Origin of the sequence: Salmonella sp. SJTUF15570 (assembly GCF_043357055.1) — a bacterium.
Taxonomy (GTDB): domain Bacteria; phylum Pseudomonadota; class Gammaproteobacteria; order Enterobacterales; family Enterobacteriaceae; genus Salmonella; species Salmonella enterica.
This window is the reverse complement of the sequence record NZ_JBEUKJ010000015.1, coordinates 1-15,218: the sequence shown is the minus strand read 5'-3', so window position 1 is coordinate 15,218 and position 15,218 is coordinate 1. Positions and strand designations below refer to the sequence as shown.

The 15,218-nt window shown below is 52.3% G+C and carries 13 protein-coding genes; 10 read left to right on the top strand and 3 right to left on the bottom strand.

The genetic code is table 11. The annotated features are described in order from the left end of the window. Window positions 1-3: 3 nt before the first annotated feature. From tatB to tatD, 3 genes are read left to right on the top strand one after another with little or no spacing between them, the layout of a single operon-like run. Window positions 4-552: a Sec-independent protein translocase protein TatB gene (tatB, locus tag ABVN44_RS21560; protein ID WP_017442067.1), complete on the top strand. Its 549-nt coding sequence runs from the start codon at window positions 4-6 to the stop codon at window positions 550-552. A 2-nt stretch (window positions 553-554) separates the two neighbouring features. Further along, entirely contained in the window at window positions 555-1,334 is a 780-nt protein-coding gene (gene tatC, locus ABVN44_RS21555; RefSeq protein ID WP_000257554.1) for a Sec-independent protein translocase subunit TatC, read from the top strand. Window positions 1,335-1,375: 41 nt separating this feature from the next. Beyond that, entirely contained in the window at window positions 1,376-2,158 is a 783-nt protein-coding gene (gene tatD, locus ABVN44_RS21550; protein ID WP_000459642.1) for a 3'-5' ssDNA/RNA exonuclease TatD, read from the top strand. Window positions 2,159-2,165: 7 nt separating this feature from the next. Here the strand turns inward: tatD and rfaH are convergent, their stop codons facing one another. Continuing rightward, window positions 2,166-2,654, bottom strand: coding sequence for a transcription/translation regulatory transformer protein RfaH (rfaH, locus tag ABVN44_RS21545; RefSeq protein ID WP_023232418.1), 489 nt, complete (start codon window positions 2,652-2,654; stop codon window positions 2,166-2,168). 185 nt (window positions 2,655-2,839) lie between these two features. On the opposite strand from rfaH, the gene ubiD reads away from it, so the two are divergent. The 3 genes from ubiD to ABVN44_RS21530 all read left to right on the top strand — a co-directional run bounded on the left by ubiD (window position 2,840) and on the right by ABVN44_RS21530 (window position 7,182). Beyond that, window positions 2,840-4,318, top strand: coding sequence for a 4-hydroxy-3-polyprenylbenzoate decarboxylase (gene ubiD / locus ABVN44_RS21540; RefSeq protein ID WP_000339760.1), 1,479 nt, complete (start codon window positions 2,840-2,842; stop codon window positions 4,316-4,318). Window positions 4,319-4,403: 85 nt separating this feature from the next. Continuing rightward, window positions 4,404-5,105 carry an NAD(P)H-flavin reductase gene (gene fre / locus ABVN44_RS21535; protein WP_000209831.1) on the top strand — a complete coding sequence of 234 codons (702 nt, stop codon included), beginning with the start codon at window positions 4,404-4,406 and terminating at the stop codon, window positions 5,103-5,105. 253 nt (window positions 5,106-5,358) lie between these two features. After that, entirely contained in the window at window positions 5,359-7,182 is a 1,824-nt protein-coding gene (locus ABVN44_RS21530) for an aryl-sulfate sulfotransferase (protein ID WP_023232417.1), read from the top strand. A gap of 196 nt (window positions 7,183-7,378) precedes the next feature. Here the strand turns inward: ABVN44_RS21530 and fadA are convergent, their stop codons facing one another. Together fadA and fadB are read right to left on the bottom strand one after the other, a co-directional pair. Beyond that, the gene (gene fadA / locus ABVN44_RS21525) at window positions 7,379-8,542 is read right to left on the bottom strand and encodes an acetyl-CoA C-acyltransferase FadA (RefSeq protein WP_023232416.1); all 1,164 of its coding nucleotides are present in this window, start codon (window positions 8,540-8,542) and stop codon (window positions 7,379-7,381) included. A 9-nt stretch (window positions 8,543-8,551) separates the two neighbouring features. Beyond that, window positions 8,552-10,741, bottom strand: a complete 2,190-nt coding sequence (gene fadB / locus ABVN44_RS21520) for a fatty acid oxidation complex subunit alpha FadB (protein WP_000966001.1) — start codon at window positions 10,739-10,741, stop codon at window positions 8,552-8,554. 189 nt (window positions 10,742-10,930) lie between these two features. On the opposite strand from fadB, the gene pepQ reads away from it, so the two are divergent. Genes pepQ through hemG form a run of 4 tightly spaced genes read left to right on the top strand, consistent with a single transcriptional unit; the run spans window position 10,931 to window position 14,923 of the window. Continuing rightward, a complete protein-coding gene (pepQ, locus tag ABVN44_RS21515; RefSeq protein ID WP_000444529.1) occupies window positions 10,931-12,262 on the top strand; it encodes a Xaa-Pro dipeptidase in 1,332 nt (443 codons plus the stop codon). After that, window positions 12,262-12,876 (top strand): IMPACT family protein, encoded by a 615-nt coding sequence (locus tag ABVN44_RS21510; protein ID WP_000378894.1) that lies wholly within the window; start codon window positions 12,262-12,264, stop codon window positions 12,874-12,876. The genes pepQ and ABVN44_RS21510 overlap by 1 nt, the downstream gene beginning before the upstream one ends. 38 nt (window positions 12,877-12,914) lie before the next feature. Further along, the gene (trkH, locus tag ABVN44_RS21505; RefSeq protein ID WP_000545688.1) at window positions 12,915-14,366 is read left to right on the top strand and encodes a Trk system potassium transporter TrkH; all 1,452 of its coding nucleotides are present in this window, start codon (window positions 12,915-12,917) and stop codon (window positions 14,364-14,366) included. Window positions 14,367-14,377: 11 nt separating this feature from the next. After that, window positions 14,378-14,923, top strand: a complete 546-nt coding sequence (hemG, locus tag ABVN44_RS21500; RefSeq protein ID WP_000853982.1) for a menaquinone-dependent protoporphyrinogen IX dehydrogenase — start codon at window positions 14,378-14,380, stop codon at window positions 14,921-14,923. The last annotated feature ends 295 nt before the right edge of the window (window positions 14,924-15,218 follow it).

The window sequence follows — 15,218 nt, the reverse complement described above, 5'->3', positions numbered from 1 at the left end:
TCCGTGTTTGATATCGGTTTTAGCGAACTGCTGTTAGTGTTCGTTATCGGCCTCATTGTGTTGGGGCCGCAACGATTGCCAGTAGCGGTAAAAACGGTAGCGGGCTGGATTCGCGCGTTGCGGTCCCTTGCGACAACGGTTCAGAATGAACTGACTCAGGAACTGAAACTTCAGGAGTTCCAGGACAGTCTGAAAAAAGTCGAAAAGGCGAGCCTGGAAAATCTGACTCCCGAACTGAAAGCATCTATGGATGAACTGCGTCAGGCGGCGGAGTCGATGAAACGCACCTACAGCGCTAACGATCCCGAACAAGCGAGCGATGAAGCGCATACCATCCATAATCCGGTGGTAAAAGGGAACGAAACGCAGCATGAGGGCGTCACCCCTGCCGCCGCTGAAACACAGGCGAGCGCGCCGGAACAAAAGCCGGAGCCCGTTAAAGCTAACGTGCCTGAGTTAACGGAAACCGCTTCCGTAGCCACGATAGACGCCGAGAAGAAATCCGCTGCGCCTGTTGTCGAATCTTCCCCCTCGTCGAGTGATAAACCGTAAACATGGCTGTAGAAGATACTCAACCGCTTATCACGCATCTGATCGAGTTGCGTAAGCGCCTGCTAAACTGCATCGTCGCAGTACTTCTGATTTTTCTGGCGTTAATTTATTTCGCCAATGATATTTATCATTTAGTCGCCGCACCGCTGATTAAACAGATGCCGCAAGGGGCGACAATGATTGCGACGGATGTGGCGTCGCCGTTTTTTACGCCTATCAAACTCACCTTCATGGTGTCTTTGATCTTATCCGCGCCTGTCATTTTGTACCAGGTTTGGGCCTTTATCGCCCCGGCGCTGTATAAGCATGAGCGTCGTCTGGTCGTACCGCTGCTGGTATCCAGCTCGCTGCTTTTCTACATTGGTATGGCCTTCGCCTATTTTGTCGTATTCCCTTTGGCCTTTGGTTTCCTGACGCATACGGCGCCGGAAGGGGTACAGGTTTCGACAGATATCGCCAGCTATCTTAGCTTTGTCATGGCGCTTTTTATGGCCTTTGGCGTAGCCTTTGAAGTGCCGGTGGCGATTGTGTTGCTGTGCTGGATGGGCATCACCACGCCAGAAGATTTGCGTAAAAAACGGCCTTATATCCTGGTCGGGGCATTCATTGTGGGAATGCTGCTTACGCCGCCAGATGTTTTCTCGCAAACGTTGCTGGCGATACCGATGTACTGCCTGTTTGAAATTGGCGTTTTCTGCTCACGCTTTTATGTCGGTAAGCGACGGACGCGCGACGAAGATAACGAGGCCGAAACCGAAAAGGCCGAGCACACTGAAGACTAAACACAACCGCCCGCCAGGGCGGTTGTCATATGGGGGCAAGCATGTTTGATATTGGCGTTAATTTAACCAGTAGCCAGTTTGCAAAAGATCGTGATGATGTGGTCGCCCGTGCGTTTGCGGCGGGAGTAAAAGGTATGCTACTGACCGGAACGAACATCCATGAAAGTCAGCAGGCGTTAAAATTGGCGCGGCGCTACCCCCATTGTTGGTCGACGGCTGGCGTCCATCCCCATGACAGCAGTCAGTGGTCATCCGCGTCTGAAGACGCCATTATTGCGCTGGCGAACCAGCCGGAAGTCGTCGCTATCGGTGAGTGCGGGCTGGATTTCAATCGCAATTTTTCCACGCCGCAGGAGCAGGAGCGTGCCTTTCAGGCGCAGCTACAAATTGCCGCCGAATTGCAGATGCCAATCTTTATGCACTGCCGGGACGCGCATGAGCGATTTCTGGCATTGCTTGATCCCTGGCTGGATAGTCTTCCTGGTGCAATACTGCACTGCTTTACCGGTTCACGCCAGCAAATGCAGGCCTGTGTGGACAGAGGGCTCTATATCGGTATTACCGGGTGGGTTTGCGACGAACGACGCGGGCTTGAGCTACGTGAACTCTTACCGTTTATTCCAGCGGAAAAGCTACTGATAGAAACCGACGCGCCGTATCTGTTGCCTCGCGATCTTACGCCGAAACCAACGTCACGACGCAACGAGCCCGCGTATCTGCCTCACATCCTGGAGCGCATTGCGCTATGGCGTGGTGAAGATCCGCAATGGTTAGCGGCGATGACAGATGCCAACGCCAGAACCTTATTTGAGGTTGTATTCTGAACGATCGCTAAATCTTGCGAAAACCGGTGTTTTTTACGCTCTGCTTCACTTCTTTATTGAGTAAATTAAGCAGTAACATCGAACGCGTTTCGCCATCCGGTTCGGTAAAAATCGCTTTCAGCCCTTCAAATGCGCCTTCCGTGATGATGACGCTATCGCCGGGATAGGGGGTTTCAGGATCGACAATGCCTTCGGGCTTGTAGATAGAAAGCTGATGAATAACGCTGGAAGGCACGATCGCAGGATGCGCGCCAAAGCGCACAAAATGGCTGACGCCGCGCGTGGCGTTGATTGTAGTGGTATGTATCACTTCCGGATCAAATTCAACGAACAGATAATTAGGAAAGAGCGGTTCGCTGACGGAGGTACGTTTTCCGCGTACCATTTTTTCCAGGGTGATCATCGGTGTCAGGCAACTTACCGCTTGTCTTTCGAGGTGTTCCTGAGCACGCTGAAGTTGCCCGCGTTTGCAGTACAGTAAATACCAGGATTGCATAATGACTCTTATCCGCTTGTTCGGGGCGCAAGCATAGCAAAAGCCATGCGCGAAGTTAATTATACACTTCATCCTTTAAGCCGTATCTGGATTAGCGTTGGTTGCCAGAGTTCACGCTAATTTAACAAAAATACAGCATCCCGATGATGAACGCCGTATAATGATGCGCTTACCAAGAGGCTACAATGGACGCCATGAAATATCACGATTTACGCGACTTCCTGACGCTACTTGAGCAGCAGGGGGAACTAAAACGCATCACGCTACCTGTGGATCCTCATCTGGAAATCACGGAAATCGCTGACCGCACGCTGCGTGCGGGTGGACCGGCGTTGCTGTTTGAAAATCCTAAAGGTTACGCCATGCCGGTGCTGTGCAACCTTTTTGGCACGCCAAAACGCGTGGCGATGGGCATGGGGCAGGATGATGTTTCCGCCTTACGGGAAGTGGGTAAATTATTAGCGTTTCTGAAAGAACCTGAGCCGCCGAAAGGCTTTCGCGATCTGTTTGACAAGCTGCCGCAGTTTAAGCAAGTGCTGAATATGCCGACGAAACGGTTACGCGGCGCGCCTTGCCAGCAGAAAATCGCGTCTGGCGATGATGTCGATTTAACGCGTCTTCCAGTCATGACCTGTTGGCCGGACGACGCCGCGCCGCTGATTACCTGGGGACTGACGGTAACGCGTGGCCCGCACAAAGAACGGCAAAACCTGGGCATTTATCGTCAGCAGTTGATAGGTAAAAATAAGCTGATTATGCGCTGGCTGTCTCACCGCGGCGGCGCGCTGGATTTTCAGGAGTGGTTAGCCGCGCGTCCGGGTGAACGTTTCCCGGTCTCCGTCGCATTGGGCGCCGATCCGGCGACGATTCTTGGCGCCGTGACTCCTGTTCCCGATACTCTGTCGGAGTATGCCTTTGCGGGCCTGCTGCGCGGCACGAAAACTGAAGTGGTTAAATGCCTTTCTAACGATCTGGAAGTGCCTGCCAGCGCCGAGATTATCCTTGAAGGTTACATTGAGCCGGGAGAGATGGCGCCGGAAGGACCGTATGGCGATCATACGGGCTATTATAATGAAGTGGATAACTTTCCGGTCTTTACCGTCACGCATATTACGCAGCGTGAGGATGCCATCTATCACTCCACCTATACCGGGCGTCCGCCCGATGAGCCTGCGGTATTAGGGGTGGCGCTCAATGAAGTCTTCGTGCCTATTCTGCAAAAACAGTTTCCGGAAATCGTCGACTTTTATCTGCCGCCGGAAGGGTGTTCTTACCGCCTGGCGGTAGTGACGATGAAAAAGCAGTACGCTGGTCATGCGAAACGCGTCATGATGGGCGTCTGGTCGTTTTTGCGCCAGTTTATGTATACGAAATTTGTTATCGTTTGCGATGATGACGTTAACGCACGCGACTGGAATGATGTGATCTGGGCGATTACCACCCGTATGGACCCTGCGCGGGATACGGTGCTGGTTGAAAATACGCCGATTGATTACCTGGATTTTGCCTCGCCGGTCTCCGGGCTGGGTTCAAAAATGGGGCTGGATGCCACAAACAAATGGCCGGGCGAAACCCAACGCGAGTGGGGTCGTCCTATTGTTAAAGATCCTGAAGTTACCGCGCGTATTGATGCGATTTGGGATGAGCTGGCTATCTTTAAATAACTGAAAGCGGACATCGACATTTCAGGCTGCGGCGACTCGGCTTGAAAAATGTCGGTATTGACCCGACACCCGACAGAGGGAGCGCATGACAACCTTAAGCTGTAAAGTGACCTCGGTAGAAGCTATCACCGATACCGTATATCGGGTTCGTTTAGTGCCGGACGCGGCGTTTTCATTCCGCGCTGGTCAGTATTTGATGGTCGTAATGGACGAGCGTGACAAACGCCCGTTTTCGATGGCCTCAACGCCGGACGAGAAAGGGTTTATTGAATTACACATTGGCGCTTCCGAGCTCAATCTGTATGCGATGGCGGTCATGGATCGAATTCTGAAAGACCGGGAAATCGTCGTCGATATTCCGCATGGCGACGCCTGGCTACGTGACGATGAAGAGCGTCCGTTGATTCTGATCGCGGGCGGTACGGGCTTTTCTTATGTGCGCTCCATCCTGTTGACGGCGTTAGCGCGCAACCCGGCCCGCGATGTTACCATTTACTGGGGCGGTCGCGAAGAAAAGCACCTCTATGATCTCTCTGAGCTGGAAGCACTCTCTGTTAACCATCCGAATTTGCGTATTGAACCTGTTGTCGAGCAGCCGGAAGAAGGCTGGCGTGGACGTACAGGAACGGTACTTACGGCGGTATTGCAGGATTATGGTACGCTGGCGGGGCACGATATTTATATTGCCGGACGTTTTGAGATGGCGAAAATCGCCCGCGATCTGTTCTGTCATGAGCGTAACGCGCGGGAAGATCGTCTGTTTGGCGATGCGTTCGCATTTATTTAACTATTTTATGGGACGCAGTAGCGTCCCTTTTTACGTTAGCCTACCTAAAAGTCCTCTTAAATATTAATTAATCGTCAACTATAAAACCTTATGATATTGAATATCTACAGGCTTTGTATTGCGTGTAATAAATTAAGTAATATTATGTCCTGAGGCTATCAATAAAAATAGTTAATTATATATGCTTCATTTATTTTTATAAAAGAAACATAAAATGGAAAGTTAGTTATTTATTTATAAGATGGAGAGTGTTATGAAATTTAAATATGCTTTAACTTCTCTCGCATTATCTGTTGCAATTTTGTCATCAGTACCTTCTACTGCTTTCGCCATCGGCGGCGCCAGCGGCGCTAAAGTGGACTATCAGGTCCAGGGAAAAATTGGCGAAGTTGTTATGAACCCCTATGATATCGCGCCGCTAACCGCCGTTATTCGTAATGGCGGTTACCAGTTACGTGACGTGCATGTACGGATTGTCCCCAAAGAAAATGGCCAGGAGATCGCGTATAAAGTTAATAATAAATACCTTTTAACGTATGGCGGTATTCCCGTCTTTGGTCTTTACCCAGATTATGTCAATACCGTTGAAGTTGAATATACAAGAATCCAGGGTAGTAAAACCGAAAATATAAAAGAAAGCTATAAAATGTATGCACCGCCTACCTATATTGAATCAGCGGGTACAAAAGAAGAACAATCAGCACTCTTTACTATCGATGTTAAAAAGGTTTCCCCAGAATTTAAAGATCGCTTGTATCTTTTGAATAATACGAAAGATAAGTCTGGGAATGGAACGCGTACTGTCTGGAACAACCCTACTGGGGGTGCATTAGAATGGAACTTCACTACAGCTAACGCTATTATCGACACCTCCGGTGATATTCGTTGGTTTATGAATCCAAGTTCAATTTATGATTTAAAGTCAATTTATCGTGCTGGCGTTATGATGGGCTTTAAACAAAACCAGGATGGCGCACTATCGTGGGGCTACGGTCAGCGTTATGTGAAATACGATATCATGGGGCGTGAAATCTTTAACCGCCGCCTGCCGGATAATTATAACGATTTTTCACACTCAATGGATAACGCGGCCAACGGTCACTACTTCCTGCGTGTAGCCAGCTCTAACTATAAACGTCCTGATGGGAAAAATGTTCGTACCGTGCGTGATGTGATTGCCGAAGTTGATCAGAACGGCGTGGTAGTGGATGAATGGCGTCTGTTTGATATCCTCGATCCTTATCGTGATGTGATAATGAAAACCCTCGATCAGGGCGCTGTGTGCCTGAATATCGACGCCAGCCAGTCCGGCCATACGTTGAGCGAAGAAGATCTGGCGGCGCTGGACTCCTCCGACAAATTCGGGGATATCGTGGGTAGTGGGGCTGGCCGCAACTGGGCGCATGTCAACAGCGTCGACTATGACAGTGAAGATGATTCCATCATCATCAGCTCCCGCCACCAGAGTGCGATTATCAAAATCGGCCGCGATAAGAAAGTGAAGTGGATACTGGGTACGCCTGCTGGCTGGAAAGCGCCATTTAATGCCGCAATTCTGACGCCAGTGGATAGCAAAGGCCAAAAAATCGCCTGCCAGGACAGTGGCTGCGAGGGTGACTTCGACTGGACATGGACGCAACATACGGCCTTTAAAATTGATAGTAAGAGTAAAGGCGATATCTTATACCTTTCCGCTTTCGACAATGGCGATGGCCGCGGCTTAGAACAGCCTGCTATGCAGAGTATGAAATACAGCCGCTCCGTGATTTACAAAATCGACCAGAAAAACAAGACAGTCCAACAGATCTGGCAATACGGTAAAGAGCGCGGGAACGAGTGGTTTAGCCCGGTAACCTCTATCACCGAGTACCAGACTGACAAGAATTCTGTGTTCGTGTATTCCGCAACAGCAGGTGGTGCGTTTGATTTGTCGGTAGGCGCATTTACCAGCTTACCTAATCCGTATCTGGAAGAGTTCAAATGGGGAGAAAAAGAGCCTGCGGTCGAAATGCAAATACATGGTGCGCGTGGATATCAGGCTATGCCATTTAGCCTGACCAAAGCGCTTACTGAGTAGAACGGGCCATACGGTGAAAAAACCCGCCCCTGACGGGCGGGAAAAACGGCAACTAAACTGTTTCCCGTCATAATTCGCGCAGCCTCTTTGTTGGCTGCCTTTGCTCACCCCGGGCACATAGTTATCTATGTGCCCGGGGATTCGCTCAGTTGCCGCTGCGCTGCAATGCGAGTTATTTAGGGGATATTATCTTTGATTAAACCCGCTCAAACACCGTGGCGATGCCCTGACCCAGACCAATACACATCGTCGCCAGACCAAACTGAGCGTCTTTGCGCTCCATCAGGTTGATAAGCGTGGTGCTGATACGTGCTCCGGAGCAGCCGAGCGGATGACCAAGCGCGATCGCGCCGCCGTTGAGGTTGATCTTCTCGTCTATCTGCTCCATCAATCCCAGATCCTTAATGCATGGCAGGATCTGTGCGGCAAACGCTTCGTTCATCTCAAACACATCGATATCGCTGGCCGACAGTCCCGCTTTTTTCAACGCCAGTTTTGATGCCGGAACCGGCCCGTAACCCATAGTTGACGGATCACAACCCACCACTGCCATTGCGCGAATACGGGCGCGAGGTTTCAGGCCCAGCTCACGGGCACGACTTTCGCTCATTACCAGCATGGCGGCTGCGCCATCGGAAAGCGCGGATGAGGTGCCCGCCGTGACCGTGCCACTAACCGGATCAAATGCCGGACGCAGCGTTGATAGCGCTTCGACCGTGGTTTCCGGGCGGATCACTTCATCGTAGTTAAACTGCTTCAACACGCCGTCTGCATCATGACCGCCAGTCGGGATAATCTCCGTTTTGAATGCGCCAGACTGGGTAGCGGCCCAGGCGCGAGCGTGAGAGCGGGCGGCGAACTGGTCCTGCATTTCCCGGCTAATGCCGTGCAGGCGGGAGAGCATTTCCGCCGTTAGCCCCATCATCCCTGCCGCTTTGGCGACGTTGCGACTCAGACCCGGGTGAAAATCCACGCCGTGGCTCATCGGCACGTGCCCCATATGCTCCACGCCGCCAACCAGACAAACCTGCGCATCGCCGGTCATGATCATTCGCGCTGCATCGTGTAACGCCTGCATCGAGGAACCACACAGACGGTTGACGGTGACCGCCGGTACCGAATGGGGAATTTCTGCCAGCAGCGCGGCGTTACGGGCAATGTTGAAGCCTTGCTCCAGCGTTTGTTGTACGCAGCCCCAGTAAATATCATCGAGGGTCGCCGCTGTAAGCGACGGATTACGCGCCAGCAGGCTACGCATTAAGTGGGCGGAGAGATCTTCTGCCCGCACGTTGCGAAACGCGCCGCCCTTCGAACGGCCCATCGGGGTGCGAATAGCATCGACAATGACAACCTGTTCCATTGTGACTCCTTAAGCCGTTTTCAGAGAACCAACCGGACGGGCTGGTTCAACCGGGGGATAATACGGTTCGTTATGGCGCGCTTTATTACGCAGCCCTTCCGGCACTTCATACAGCGGGCCGAGGTGTTGATACTGCTGCGCCATATCAAGATATTTCGCGCTGCCCTGTGTATCCAGCCAGCGGAATGCGCCGCCGTGGAACGGAGGGAAGCCCAGGCCGTAGACCAGCGCCATATCGGCTTCCGCCGGGCTTGCGATAATGCCTTCTTCCAGACAGCGAACCACTTCGTTAATCATCGGGATCATCATACGGGCGATTATCTCGTCGTCGCTGAAGTCGCGTTTCGGCTGGCTGACGCTTGCCAGCAGGTCATCCACCGCGGCATCTTCTTCTTTCTTCGGCTTACCCTTGCTGTCTTCTTTATAGCGCCAGAAGCCCAGACCGTTTTTTTGCCCAAAACGGCTGGCGTCAAACAATGCGTCGATCGCGTCGCGATACTCTTTCTGCATACGCTGTGGGAAGCCTGCCGCCATTACCGCCTGCGCGTGATGCGCGGTATCAATACCCACCACGTCGAGCAGATAGGCCGGGCCCATCGGCCAGCCGAACTGTTTTTCCATCACTTTATCGACTTTGCGGAAATCCGCGCCGTCGCGCAGCAGTTGACTGAAACCGGCGAAATAGGGGAACAGCACGCGGTTAACAAAGAAGCCGGGGCAGTCGTTGACTACAATCGGTGTCTTGCCCATTTTGCTGGCCCAGGCGACGACTTTGGCAATGGTTTCGTCTGAACTCTTCTCGCCGCGAATGATTTCAACCAGCGGCATCCGGTGTACCGGGTTGAAGAAGTGCATTCCGCAAAAGTTTTCCGGACGTTCCAGGGCGCTTGCCAGTTCGCCAATTGGGATGGTGGAGGTATTTGAGGCCAGCACGGTTTCCGGGCGCACTTTCTGCTCGGTTTCCGCCAGTACCGCTTTTTTGACTTTCGGATTTTCGACTACCGCTTCGACAACAACATCTACGCGATCGAAACCGGCATAATCGAGAGTCGGGTGGATGGTCGAAATGACGCCCGCCAGCTTCAGACCGTCGATCTTGCCGCGCTCCAGCTGTTTGTTCAGCAGCTTGGCCGCTTCGGTCATGCCGAGGTTCAACGATTTATCGTTGATATCTTTCATGATGACCGGTACGCCTTTCCAGGCCGACTGGTAAGCGATACCGCCGCCCATAATGCCCGCGCCCAGTACGGCTGCCTGTTTCGGCGTCTCAATATCTTTGGTCAGCTTTTTGGCTTTACCTTTTACATATTGATCGTTGAGGAAGATACCGACCAGCGCACGAGCCTCATTGGTATGCGCCAGCGGAACAAAGCTTTTATTTTCCAGATTCAGCGCTTCTTCACGACCAAAACGCGCGGCGGCTTCAATGGTTTTCACTGCGGTCATCGGCGCCGGATAATGTTTACCCGCCGTTTGTGCGACCATGCCTTTAGCGATGGTAAAGCTCATCGCTGCTTCAATTTTGCTGAGTTTCAACGGTTCCAGTTTCGGCTGGCGTTTAGCTCTCCAGTCGAGATCGCCGGTAATGGCCTGGCGTAACACCGCTATCGCGCCTTCAATTAGCTTCTCTTGTTTGACCACGCCGTCCACAAGGCCGATTTTCAGCGCGTGCTCAGCACCGACATCTTTACCTGCCGCGATAATCTCTAGCGCGCTGTCTGCGCCCAGCATACGCGGCAGACGAACGGAGCCGCCGAAACCCGGCATGATGCCCAGTTTAGTTTCCGGCAGACCGATACGGAGGTCTGGCGTCGCCAGACGGTAATCGGTGGCCAGCACGCATTCGCACCCGCCGCCCAGCGCATAGCCGTTTACGGCGGCAAGGGTCGGTACGGGTAAATCTTCCAGACGGTTAAAGACGCTATTAGCGAAATGCAGCCATTGGCTTAACTGCTCTTCGGGGACGAGGAACAGTGAAAGAAATTCGGTGATGTCCGCGCCGACAATAAAGGCCGCTTTATTCGAGCGCAGCAGCAGCCCTTTTAAATCGTGTTGCTTTTCCAGCACCTCAAGCGCCTGGCCGAGGCTGGCGACGGTTGCGGTGTCGAGTTTATTGACCGAGCCTGGAGCATCGAACACCAGTTCGGCGATGCCATCTTCCAGCCAGTCGAGGTACAGGGTGTCGCCTTTATAAAGCATGTCAGTCTCCTGAATCCACAAGGTGATCTGGTCGTACCAGATGAAGCGAAGTGTGTATTTTGTGTTAATAAAATGCAAATAAATGATTAAAGAAATGCCGATGTGATCACGCTCGGCAGAGATCACGCTCTCGTGGGGCGATGTGCTAAGATGCGGGAACTTGAGGTCAAAAAAACAGAAGGGTAAAAAATGGAATCACTGGCCGCGCTCTATAAAAATCATATTGTTACCTTACAAGAACGGACGCGCGATGTTCTGGCGCGCTTTAAGCTGGATGCGTTACTTATTCATTCCGGCGAGCTTTTCAACGTCTTTCTCGACGATCACCCTTATCCGTTTAAGGTCAATCCGCAGTTTAAAGCGTGGGTGCCGGTAACTCAGGTTCCAAATTGCTGGCTGCTGGTCGATGGCGTCAACAAACCCAAATTGTGGTTTTATCTGCCGGTCGATTACTGGCATAACGTTGAACCGCTGCCAACATCCTTCTGGACGGAAGAAGTCGAGGTCGTCGCCTTACCGAAAGCGGATGGCATCGGCAGCCAGCTGCCTGCCGCGCGTGGCAATATCGGCTATATCGGCCCGGTTCCTGAGCGCGCGCTACAATTGGATATCGCCGCCAGCAACATCAACCCGAAAGGTGTTATCGACTATCTGCATTACTACCGCGCCTATAAAACGGATTATGAACTGGCCTGTATGCGCGAAGCGCAGAAAATGGCGGTGAGCGGTCATCGTGCGGCGGAAGAGGCCTTCCGTTCCGGCATGAGTGAGTTCGACATCAACCTGGCATACCTGACCGCCACGGGACATCGCGATACTGATGTTCCATACAGCAACATTGTGGCGCTGAACGAACATGCCGCCGTGCTGCATTACACGAAACTGGATCATCAGGCACCGTCTGAAATGCGCAGTTTCCTGCTGGATGCGGGCGCGGAATACAACGGCTACGCGGCGGATCTGACGCGAACCTGGTCGGCGAAAAGCGATAACGACTACGCCCACCTGGTGAAAGATGTTAACGACGAACAGTTGGCGCTGATCGCTACCATGAAGGCGGGCGTCAGCTATGTGGATTATCATATTCAGTTCCATCAGCGCATCGCGAAGCTGCTGCGTAAGCATCAAATCATTACCGACATGAGTGAAGAGGCGATGGTGGAAAATGATCTCACCGGGCCGTTTATGCCGCACGGTATTGGTCATCCGTTGGGTCTGCAGGTACACGATGTGGCCGGGTTTATGCAGGATGATTCCGGTACGCATCTCGCCGCGCCGTCCAAATACCCGTATCTGCGCTGCACGCGTGTGTTACAGCCGCGAATGGTGTTGACCATCGAACCGGGGATTTACTTCATCGAATCGCTGTTAGCGCCGTGGCGCGAAGGCCCGTTCAGCAAGCACTTCAACTGGCAGAAAATTGAAGCGCTCAAGCCTTTCGGCGGTATTCGCATTGAAGATAACGTGGTCATCCACGAAAACGGCGTGGAAAACATGACGCGGGATTTAAAACTGGCGTAATGGACAGTTGGTTAATCCCTGCAGCGCCGGTCACCGTTGTTGAAGAGATCAAAAAAAGCCGCTTTATTACGCTATTGGCGCATACCGATGGCGTAGACGCGGCGAAAGCGTTTGTTGAGTTAGTCAGAGCTGAGCACCCTGATGCGCGCCACCATTGTGTGGCGTGGGTGGCGGGTGCGCCGGACGACTCACAGCAACTGGGCTTTTCAGACGACGGCGAACCGGCGGGAACGGCAGGCAAGCCGATGCTTGCGCAATTGATGGGCAGCGGCGTCGGAGAGATTACTGCCGTCGTCGTGCGCTACTATGGTGGTATTCTGCTGGGTACGGGCGGGCTGGTAAAAGCCTATGGCGGCGGTGTGAATCAGGCATTACGTCAGCTTGCCACACAACGCAAGACGCCATTAACCGAATATACTTTGCAGTGTGAGTACGGTCAGTTGGCCGGAATCGAAGCATTATTAGGACAGTTTGCCGGGAAGATCGTTTCCAGCGATTATCAGGCGTCTGTTCGGCTCAGGGTGGCGCTTCCTTTTGCTCATGTGAATGTATTTTCCACAAAACTGGCGGATTTTAGCCGTGGTTCATTGCAATTGTTAGCGATTGAAGAATAATCCCCACCTCATTTTTAAGAATAAAGGAAGCGGCAGAGATGCATTTTCGCGCCATTACCCGAATCGTTGGACTACTGGTTATCTTATTTTCGGGGACAATGATTCTCCCGGGACTGGTAGCGCTAATATATCGTGATGGCGCAGGAAGAGCGTTCACGCAGACCTTTTTTGTCGCGCTGGCGATCGGTTCCATACTGTGGTGGCCGAACCGTAGGGAAAAGGGCGAGCTGAAATCCCGCGAAGGATTTCTTATCGTGGTGCTGTTCTGGACCGTGCTGGGCAGCGTGGGTGCGCTGCCGTTTATTTTCTCGGAAAGCCCAAACCTCACCATTACCGATGCTTTTTTTGAATCGTTTTCCGGGTTAACCACCACGGGCGCCACTACTCTGGTGGGGCTGGATTCATTACCGCACGCCATTCTCTTTTATCGTCAGATGCTGCAATGGTTTGGCGGTATGGGGATCATTGTGCTGGCGGTGGCGATTCTCCCTATCCTCGGCGTCGGGGGGATGCAGCTCTATCGGGCGGAAATGCCGGGGCCGCTCAAAGATAACAAAATGCGCCCGCGTATTGCCGAGACGGCGAAAACGCTGTGGCTTATCTATGTCTTGCTAACGGTAGCCTGCGCGCTGGCGCTATGGTTTGCAGGGATGCCCGCGTTTGACGCTATCGGACACAGCTTCTCCACTATCGCTATCGGCGGCTTCTCAACGCATGACGCCAGCGTAGGCTATTTTGATAGTCCCACTATTAATACCATCATCGCTATTTTCCTGCTGATCTCCGGTTGTAACTATGGCCTGCATTTCTCTTTATTAAGCGGGCGTAGCCTGAAAGTATACTGGCGCGATCCGGAATTCCGCATGTTCATCGGCGTACAGTTGACGCTGGTGGTAATCTGCACGCTGGTACTGTGGTTCCATAATATCTACGACTCGGCGCTGACAACGCTAAATCAGGCATTCTTCCAGGTTGTGTCGATGGCGACAACGGCAGGGTTTACCACGGACAGCATTGCGCGCTGGCCGCTGTTTTTGCCCGTCTTGCTGCTATGTTCCGCGTTTATTGGCGGTTGCGCCGGGTCAACGGGCGGGGGGTTAAAGGTCATCCGTATTCTGTTGTTGTTTAAACAGGGGAACCGCGAACTCAAACGTCTGGTGCATCCGAATGCCGTTTACAGTATTAAGCTGGGGAACCGGGCGCTGCCAGAACGTATTCTGGAAGCCGTCTGGGGATTCTTTTCTGCCTACGCGCTGGTATTTATCGTCAGTATGCTGGCCATTATCGCTACAGGCGTAGATGATTTCTCGGCTTTCGCCTCGGTAGTGGCTACGCTTAATAACCTGGGACCGGGGCTGGGGGTGGTTGCTGATAACTTCGCCAGTATGAATCCGGTTGCGAAATGGATACTCATCGCCAACATGCTATTTGGTCGTCTGGAAGTATTCACTTTGCTGGTACTTTTTACCCCGACTTTCTGGCGTGAATAATGGAGTAACACGTGAAAACATTGATTCTTTTCTCTACCCGGGACGGACAAACGCGCGAAATTGCCTCTTATCTGGCTTCTGAACTCAAAGAGATGGGGATCTGGGCCGATGTCGTTAATCTGCATCGCGCAGAAGAACCGGACTGGGATAGCTATGATCGCGTAGTGATTGGCGCGTCTATTCGTTATGGCCATTACCACAGCGCCTTTCAGGAGTTCGTTAAGAAATACGCCACGCGGTTGAACGGAATGCCGAGCGCCTTTTATTCCGTTAACCTGGTGGCGCGTAAAGCTGAAAAACGGACGCCGCAGACTAACAGCTATGCGCGTAAGTTTTTAATGAGCTCTCCGTGGCGACCTGACTACTGTGCCGTCATTGCAGGCGCGCTTCGCTATCCCCGCTATCGCTGGTATGACCGTCTGATGATCAAGCTTATTATGAAGATGTCGGGCGGCGAAACGGATACCAGTAAAGAAGTGGTGTACACCGACTGGGAGCAGGTTGCGCACTTTGCCCGTGAAATAGCCCATTTAACCAACAAATCGTCGGCAAAATAAACGCAAAGAATAAAAAGTGCGCACTCAGAAAATTATTTTAAATTTCCTCTTGTCAGGCAGAAATAACTCCCTATAATGCGCCACCACTGACACGGAACAACGGCACACAGGCCGCCGGGTCAGCGGGGTTCAGACCAGAACCTCACGGAGAAAAGCGAAAATAAACGCTTGACTCTGAAGCGGGAAAGCGTAATATGCACACCCCGCGCCGCTGAGAAAAAGCGAAGCGGCACTGCTCTTTAACAATTTATCAGACAATCTGTGTGGGCACTCGAAGATACGGATTCTTAACGTC